Annotated in this window: 7 protein-coding genes; all 7 read right to left on the reverse strand. The window is 55.3% G+C overall.

Annotation, left to right across the window (positions count from 1 at the left end; all coding sequences use genetic code 11):
- Positions 1-121: 121 nt before the first annotated feature.
- The 7 genes from C4318_08360 to C4318_08390 all read right to left on the reverse strand — a co-directional run bounded on the left by C4318_08360 (position 122) and on the right by C4318_08390 (position 8,398).
- Positions 122-1,948 carry a hypothetical protein gene (locus C4318_08360; GenBank protein ID MER3455148.1) on the reverse strand — a complete coding sequence of 609 codons (1,827 nt, stop codon included), beginning with the start codon at positions 1,946-1,948 and terminating at the stop codon, positions 122-124.
- Positions 1,949-2,506, reverse strand: coding sequence for a ribosome recycling factor (locus C4318_08365; protein ID MER3455149.1), 558 nt, complete (start codon positions 2,504-2,506; stop codon positions 1,949-1,951). It lies immediately after the preceding gene.
- Between the two features lie 17 nt (positions 2,507-2,523).
- Complete coding sequence (locus tag C4318_08370) at positions 2,524-3,324, reverse strand: UMP kinase (protein ID MER3455150.1); 801 nt, start codon at positions 3,322-3,324, stop codon at positions 2,524-2,526.
- A 175-nt stretch (positions 3,325-3,499) separates the two neighbouring features.
- Entirely contained in the window at positions 3,500-4,108 is a 609-nt protein-coding gene (gene tsf / locus C4318_08375) for an elongation factor Ts (protein MER3455151.1), read from the reverse strand.
- Positions 4,105-4,929 (reverse strand): 30S ribosomal protein S2, encoded by an 825-nt coding sequence (gene rpsB, locus C4318_08380; protein MER3455152.1) that lies wholly within the window; start codon positions 4,927-4,929, stop codon positions 4,105-4,107. Before rpsB ends, tsf begins: the two co-directional genes overlap by 4 nt.
- Positions 4,930-5,142: 213 nt before the next feature.
- Positions 5,143-7,299 (reverse strand): hypothetical protein, encoded by a 2,157-nt coding sequence (locus tag C4318_08385; GenBank protein ID MER3455153.1) that lies wholly within the window; start codon positions 7,297-7,299, stop codon positions 5,143-5,145.
- Between the two features lie 283 nt (positions 7,300-7,582).
- Positions 7,583-8,398: an RNA polymerase sigma factor WhiG gene (locus C4318_08390; protein ID MER3455154.1), complete on the reverse strand. Its 816-nt coding sequence runs from the start codon at positions 8,396-8,398 to the stop codon at positions 7,583-7,585.
- Between the last annotated feature and the right edge of the window lie 47 nt (positions 8,399-8,445).

Genomic DNA, 8,445 nt, shown 5'->3' on the forward strand with positions numbered 1-8,445 from the left:
CACTGCGCACGCCCTTCCGGTGGGTGAGCGAGCCAATTGCGCCACAAAAACATACGATAGCCTGGTTGACGGTACGACAACTGGTCCTAGCCGGGGCTACTACCTGCATAGCTCAGGCCTCTCACACCCCAGCAAAGTAAAGAAACACCGCAAAGGCCGGCACCGCAGCTAATAGCGAGTCGATCCGGTCGAGCATTCCCCCGTGCCCTGGAAGAATCGATGACATGTCTTTCAGCCCCAAACTGCGCTTTAGGAGCGACTCGCTAAGGTCCCCCAAAGCCGACGCTGTATACACCACTAAAGAGGCAACTAGAGCTTTGGGAAAGGTCCAGTATGCGAATGAACCACCGGCTATGCGCCCGACAGCCCCAAATGTCGTAGCAACCAAAAGAGCTACTCCCAGACCGAAAACATAGCCTTCTAGCGACTTGTGCGGGCTTATCGTCCGTGCGACAAAGTGTTTCCCAAAACGCTTTCCTCCTAGATAACCGGCCACGTCCGATCCAATCGCTATCGCAAGAGGGAAAGTGACAACCACCCGCCAGTTCGTAGGAGGATCTGGAAATCCCATCACAACAAGAGCTATAGCACCTGCGACGCCGAGATAGACGAATCCAAAGATGGTCGAAGCCAAGTTAGCAATTGGAGAAGTCTTGATGACACCCGTCGTGTACCAGAGAGTGGAACTTAGCAAAACAGCTACCAGTCCAAAGGCTGCTCCTATCCGCCCTTGTTTTGCAGTGGCCACAAAGGTCAAAAGCGTACCCAAAAGCATGACTATGGCTGCCGGCTGAAAACCCGACTTTCTCACTGCATTCACAAACTCGATCTCGGCAACGATGATTACGGCGAACGCTAAGAAGGCGAAGTATCCCGGCCCTGCGAGAAGCAATCCAAGTGCTATTGCCCCAAAGACTATGCCCGTTATAACTGCGACTGGAAGATTTCTGGATTTGACAGCCTCAGCCTGCGGTGCCTCCAGAGGCCCGTCTGGCACTTCCAATTTTTCCTCGGTTTCGGGGACATGCTCTTGCGAGGAAACAGAGCCGGATGAGTCATTGCCTTCGCTAAGTTGGTCTGCCAAACCATTCTCTGTCCCTTCGACATCGCCTTCGGACAGTGGGGTCTCGTCAAAATGATCGGGCGGAAATTCGATATCTTCGGAACCCGTGACTGCCTCGCCGGAAAAGGGTTCATCGACTAGAGGATCTGGCTCTGCGTGAAGATCTGGCTCATCTATGGCCGCAGAATTGTCAGTATCGGAGGAGTCCTCTCTAGCCCATTCAGCGGTGATCTCTTTCCACGTCTCCTCTTCGGATTCCCAATGCTCGGGATCGTCCCGCCAACCCACAGGAGTCACACCCGCCTCTGGCCTGGAAGGGTCCGTAACTGGCTCGGCCTCTAGGCTTCCGAGAGACTCCTGAAAGTAAGAAGACACCTCTGAGTCAGGGGGCGGAGTGAGAACAGTCGCTTCGTCAATAGGACTCTTAGCCCCAACTGTGGAATGGGAACCGTCGCTGGGTACCGCTTGCAAATGGTCCCGACCGCCCCTCTCGGGATTCCTCTCTGGAGGAAGGATCCCAAAGACGACAGGTGCGATTTCGTCATCATCCCCTTCAAGCTCCGCAAGGGCCTCTGACAGCTCTAATGGCTCGCTACTGGAAGTAGTTGTCTCTTCGGCTGAAAACGCCCGGCTTTCTCGTGAAGTAGATTCGTTCCCATTCGCTATGGGCTGCGTCTCTGAAGGCCCTGGCTCGGCGCCGGTCGATCTTGCAGCTTCCTTGAGAGGGGCGAAAGCCGGGACATCTGGTAGGTCTGCCGATGCGGAAGCCCGTACCGAAAAGTCCTCCTCTTGGGTCTCGAAGGCTTCCGACACCTCGGCAGCTGCTTCTCCTTCTTTGGCCTCTCTGCGCCTTTTTTTCCAAAAAGAGGACTTTCCCTTTGGCATCTATACCTCTAGTAGTTCGGCCTCTTTTCGGGCCAACATCCCATCTATTTCTCCAATGTAATTGTCCGTGAGCTCCTGTAACTTTCTCTCCGCTCGCTTGAACTCGTCCTCAGGAAGATCGCCACTCTTCTTGGCTTTCTCCAACGTCTCCCTGGTATGGCGGCGTATGTTTCGAATAGCCACTCGACCCTCTTCAGCCCTTGCATGTACCAACTTCACAAGCTCCTTTCGACGCTCTTCCGTAAGGGGAGGAATTGAAACCCGAATCACCGAGCCGTCGTTAGAGGGTGTCAGACCCAAGTCAGAGGTAATAATTGCCTTCTCGATTGCTGGAATCGAGCCCTTGTCGAAGGGGGTGATCACTAAAAGTCTAGGTTCTGGCGCAGATATCTGCGCGAGCTGGACTAGAGTCATCTCGGTACCGTAGTACTCGACCTTAAGCTTTTCCAAAAGAGCAGGGTTTGCTCGGCCAGAACGGATGCCAGCGAACTCCTCCTGGGTGGCCAGGATGGCCTTTTTCATCTTGGCCTCTGCATCGTTGAGCTCTTCGTCAACCACTTTGACCTCCCAAGGATCTACGCTACAACCGTGCCGATCGGCTCACCCAACACCACTCGCTTGATGTTTCCAGAAGTCCACAAGTCGAAAACCACGATGGGTAGCTTGTTGTCCATGCACAGCGAAATAGCCGTCGAATCCATGACCTTGAGACCCATGTTGAGGACGTCAATATAGGAAAGCGAGTCGATCTTGGTTGCGGAAGGATTGGAGCGAGGATCGTCTGTGTAAACGCCATCGACAGAGGTAGCCTTGAGCAATGCCTCGGCTCCTATCTCGGCAGCTCTTAGGGCTGCGGTGGTGTCGGTCGTAAAGTACGGATCGCCAGTGCCTGCGGCAAATATGACAACTCGGCCTCGTTCAAGATGCCGTAATGCACGGCGCCAGATGTACGGCTCGGCAATCTGTTGCATCGTGATTGCAGTCTGCAGCCTTGTTGGAACACCGTAGCGCTCCAATCCGTCCTGCAGAGCTAGAGCGTTAATTACGGTGGCCAACATTCCCATGTAATCGCCGACCGTTCTATCAATTCCGTGCTGGTGGCCAGCTCCGCCACGGAATATGTTTCCACCGCCCACAACTATTCCCAGTTGTACTCCGAGCCGCTTTACCTCCGCCACCTCCTCAGCGATTGTCCGGACTCGACCAGGATCGATCGTCATTCCAGACTCACGCCCCGCGAATGCCTCTCCGGAAAGCTTCAAGACAACCCGGCGATACTTCAATCCAACCTGACCCTCCGCGCCATCCTCCTCCACGGGAGGAATTCTCACTCGGGAAACGTCGTCGACGACTCTTGCGGGCTTGACGAAAGCCATCCCCGGCTCTGACTGTTCTTTATGTGACGAATCGCTCACTTCTTGTCCTATGCCTTGCGCCTTGAAGAGCTTCGCTTCAAGTTTCTCACGCAAGACTGAGTGAAGGTAACTACATGCGGTACCAGTTCGAGGCCGGTGCCTCGCGCGCTGCCTGGACTGCTCGATAGTCGAAGCGTCAGACCTCTTCTCCTACGGCAAACCTCACGAATCTGGAGACCCGCACGTTCTCGCCAACTTTGGCACCCAGCTCGGCGATTAGCTCGCCCACCGTGCGTGAGTCGTCTCTTACATAGGGCTGGTCTACTAAGCAGAACTCTTTATAGAAAGCATTTAGCTTTCCGTCTACGATCTTGTCTATGACATGATCTGGCTTGCCCTGGTCCCTTGCACTTTTCTCGGCAAGCTCTCTCTCTTGGCGAATCACATCTGGGGGCACTTCCGATCGATCGAGCCAGCGAGGTTTCGCAGCGGCGACGTGCATGGCGATCTCTTTCGACAGCTTTATGAACTCCTCGCTCTTGGCTACGAAATCGGTCTCGCAATTCAGTTCTACGAGTACACCAACGACGTCTCGCCCGAACTGTTTGTGAAGGTAGGAACCAATTACGCCCTCTCTGGCCACTCGTCCCATTCGCTTTTGGGCACCGGCCAGACCCTTCTCTCTCAAGATTTTTCGAGCCTGCTCTAGGTCGCCTCTCGCATCCTCTAAAGCCTTCTTGCAGTCCATCATTCCAGCACCGGTCTCTTCGCGGAGCTGCTTCACCGCGTTTATATCAGTGGTCATTGTCCCGTCCTATCCTCGTGCTCTAAGTCTCCTTCCTCTCGGTTCATCTCCTCGCTAGGAGGTGTACCGATAGAACCAGTCTCTCGGGAAGAGGGGGCAAGTCCGGCAAAAGCCTTGCTCTTCTCGAATTGGGTCTTTCCCTTTTCGATAGCATCTGCCAGGATCCTCGTGATGAGAGAGTCTGAGCGAATCGCATCGTCGTTAGCGGGAATGACATAGTCAACGAGGTCAGGATCGCAGTTGGTGTCAACGATCGCAACGATTGGAATACTCAAGCGACGGGCCTCTGTAACAGCTATGCACTCCCGGTTGATGTCTATTACATACAGAGCGTCGGGAAGCCGGTTCAGATCCCTAATGCCTCCGAGGTTCCGAGCTAGCTTCTCCCGCTCCCTTTGTAACCTCATTACATCCTTTTTCGGAAGGCTCTGAAGCTCACCGGTGGCCTCCATTGACTCCAACTCGCGCAAGTAGTAGATTCGCCGCCTAATGGTCTCGAAGTTGGTGAGGAGCCCACCTAGCCAGCGGTGGTTGACATATGGCATACCAAGTCGCTCGGCTTCCTCGGCAATGACGTCTCTGGCTTGGGGCTTGGTACCCACCATTAGAACTATTCCGCCCCGTGAAGTCAGATCCTCTAAGAACGCGTAGGCCTTCTCCAATCCCTCTATCGTCTTTTCCAGATCTATGATGTAAAGGCCATCACGGCGCCCGTAGATGTATGGGCGCATCTTCGGGTTCCAACGGTGGGTTTGATGGCCAAAGTGAACGCCAGCCTCCAGAAGCTGGCGAGCCGTTACTAGAGCCGACTTGCGCTCCACAGCTGATCCTCCTGTTGTCACGGTTGTCCTCTGCTTCCGCTTCTAACCGTTCAGCGTTCGGAAGTTAGCCGCGTCGGTCACCGCGACAGCGGAAGCATGCGAAATAAGGCAGCTCTAATCGTGCTGCCGGCCGCCAAGTCTAGCATTTGTTTGTTTGGGATCCCCATCGCTATGAAAAGGGTCCGCTATGCCAGGGCGCTACTATGCCCATGTTCAGCCCAACGCTAGCAGGGAGTCAACGAGAATGTCTCTGGTGCGCTCGAGCCCGACAGTCGTGAGTGCCGACTCCGATGTAGCCTGGGCTATCTCTTCGGGTGACTGGCACACCGTACGGTTCGATGCCGCTGCCTCGATAGCAGCTATCGTTCTTGGATCTGTAGCAATTTCGCTGTGTGCGTCGACTCCATTCGCGCCGGTGTGAAAGATCACGTTGTTGCCCCCATCTACTAGTGTCTCGTAGGCGGGGACGACGATGTCGGTGGAGGCCGAAATCGAAGTCGTCGGTACGTTGTCAGGGGCCCGCGAGCCCAGCTCCCTCATGAACTGGGATCCCCACGCTAACTGGCTGAGCGACTTTGAGTCGAGGGGCGGAAGTCCCCAGCCCGAAGCCGATGCGAGCACGTATCTACCCTTCTCGCTCGAGAAAGCGCGCAGAAAATCGGCAGCCCCACCCGAGCCCCGGTTGGGCGTGGCTATCGTAACCAGAGCATCGACCCGGGTCGCAGCCTCGCCTTTCCACTCTCTGGCTTCCAACTCCCTTAGAGCTGCGCGGGCCACTATCCCCCCTTGGGAATGCCCCACCACGATTATTTTTCTGTTCGGATTGGCCTTCTTGACGGCCTCGATTTGAGATGCGAGGATTTCAGCCGAAACTCTGATGTCTTGGTAGGTGTCCGAAGGTCCATACGGCCTCGGAACGACCGTTCCATCTGCCGACACATCGAAACCTGCGTAGGAAAAGTGGATCACCTTGTGACCTTTCGCTCGCAGCGCTTCTGCAAGATCCACAGGTACCCCGGACCCTGAAGAACTTGATCCGAGGCCCGAGATAGCTACGTACACAAAGTCATTTGGATCTTCGTAGTCGTCCCGAGACGGCATGTTTCTCTTGGGTGGCGTCACCGCTGTTCTCCGCCTTGGTTCCTGGAAGGTCTCTTGGCTCGTCGCCAGCGGAACGCACTCGCTGCCTCGCTTGGCTCTTTCTGCGCCGTATCTAGCGAGAGCCGCGGCCTGTTCTTCGAGAGCTACTGCTAAAGCAGCGGGCTTGAGGGATTCGTCGAAAAGGTTGTTCAAGCGCGTCCTAATTTTGGATTGGAGTTCAGCCGAACGATCCTGGCCTCTCCTGCGAATTTTTTCTGCTATCTGCGGATTGAGCGGATCAAAGACGAGGGCAGCTTGAGTCGCTGTCGAAATCGGAATGCTTGCCAAACTCGCAAGCCACACCGCAAGCGTCTCAGAAGCATCTCTAATAGCCAACCGGATCGCGCTCGCCATGGCGTGATCAGCTCTTGTGGCAAAGTCGGCGACCACCGCTGCTTGACCCAAAAGCCTATCTCCCAGCCGTTTGGATCGCTCGAGCACCTCGGCTATCAAAGAAGAGCCCCGCTGGAGAGCCGATCCGACACTGCCCCCACAATCCACGAGCAAGACACTACATCCTCTTGCGATGCGCATTCCGTCTCCGCGTCTAGAGGAGGCTTTATAGTCGTCCGCACTCGGGGAGACCCCAAACAACGGAGAAGCCCCAGGAGTGTGCGAAGGTTCTGCGACTGATTTCTTCGGTGGCGATGAGTCAGAAGGAGGGGGAAGAAGGACCGGTGAAAATCCGATTGTATAAGGAAGAGGGTCTACGTAGCGCTGCTCGATCCTCAGCGAGAAATGGATTCCCCAGGTGCCTTTTCCATGAAGGTTCCCTGGGGTTGCGAGCGGAGCACCTCGTCTTACCTCGACGCCTTGCTCAACCCAGATCGCACCCACGTAAGAGTAAGACGTCGCCCATCCACTAGGGTCTCTCACAGTAATCGATCTAACCCCAGCGACTTCGCCAGCAAACGTTACGGTGCCTTGATGGGCGGATTTTACAATCGCGCCTGGAGCTGACGTGATGTCTATCCCGCGGTGCCCCGGCCCATAGGGATGTTCGGCGCTGAAATACGCTACGATTTCGCCTTGAAGCGGCCACCTTAGTAGTGGGGGAGGTTCGGGCGCCGAGACCGACGAGGCTGTCTGCGGCACAGCAGAATTTCGGTCGGAAACCATACTTGCCGGAGTGTCGATAGCAGCGTGGGCTAGTGGAGCAATGCCAAACCGGCCAAGTCCGAAGATTCCCAGAACGATTCCGAAAAGCAGCGGACGTAGAGCACCCCGCACTGCAACCCCCCTCGTTTGCCGATGCTCTCGCACCGGCTTGACTCATAACCGATCAAGAAATCCTTTCTTGGAGAAAACGAGACGGCTTCTAAGGCAACTCCCAGGTCAACTCGGACGATACAACCAACAAGCGCTTGTCCGACAGGAAAGAAATCACTCTACCTCCGTGAGATTTTCCACTCATGGATGGGATCGAATGAAAGAGTCTACGTCTTTGAGGATTGCCAGTAGCGGCAGACGGCCGCAGGAGCTAGTTCTTACGAATAAGAAAGACTAAGGTGACTTAGCGAGCCATAGCCCTGCGCCGCACTGGGATCCGATCAGGACGGTCACCGGGCTGATCCATAAGTTTGGCTCTGAGCTGAAGTATGGCCTTTGTATGTATCTGGCAAACCCTCGACTCGGTAACGCCGAGAACCTGACCTATCTCGGCGAGCGTCAGGCCCTCGAAGTAGTAGAGGGTAACCACGATCTTCTCTCTTTCGGACAGCTTGTTGATTGCCTCGGCCAGTACCGTCTTGACCTCTTCGATCTCGTAAGCGGCACCGGGCTCCTTTATCTTCTGATCAGGCAGAGTGTCGCCGACTGTTGGGCTTTCACCACGCTCGGAAGTCATGTGGATCAATTCGTCTAGCGCCACAACACCCACGAAACTGATCTGGCTGTAGATGTCCTCGAGATCTTTGAGCTCGATGCCCATGTGCTTGGCGATCTCTTCGTCAGTCGGTGGACGCTTTAGGACCTGCTCCAGTTCGGAGATGGCCTTCTCTACATTCCGGGCTTTTTGCCTTACCGACCGGGGAACCCAGTCGATTGCCCGGAGCTCGTCGATGATCGCACCCTTTATCCTCGAAATAGCATAGGTCTCGAACTTGTTTCCGCGTGCCGGATCGAACTTCTCGATAGCATCGATCAGCCCGAAGATTCCATAAGAGACGAGATCGGCTTGTTCAATGTTGTTGGGAAGGCCCACCGAAACCCTTCCTGCCACGTACTTGACCAGTGGCGCGTAGTGAAGGATCAGCTTGTCGCGCAGGGCTGGATCCCCCGTTTCCTTATACTTCTGCCAGCAAGCCTGGATCTCTGCCGAGTTGTCCAAGTAATTCTCGCCTCAGCTACCCCGAAAGCCCGGAGCTACGGCTCCCC

This window comes from Acidimicrobiia bacterium (assembly GCA_040289475.1).
GTDB lineage: Bacteria > Actinomycetota > Acidimicrobiia > ATN3 > PSLF01 > PSLF01.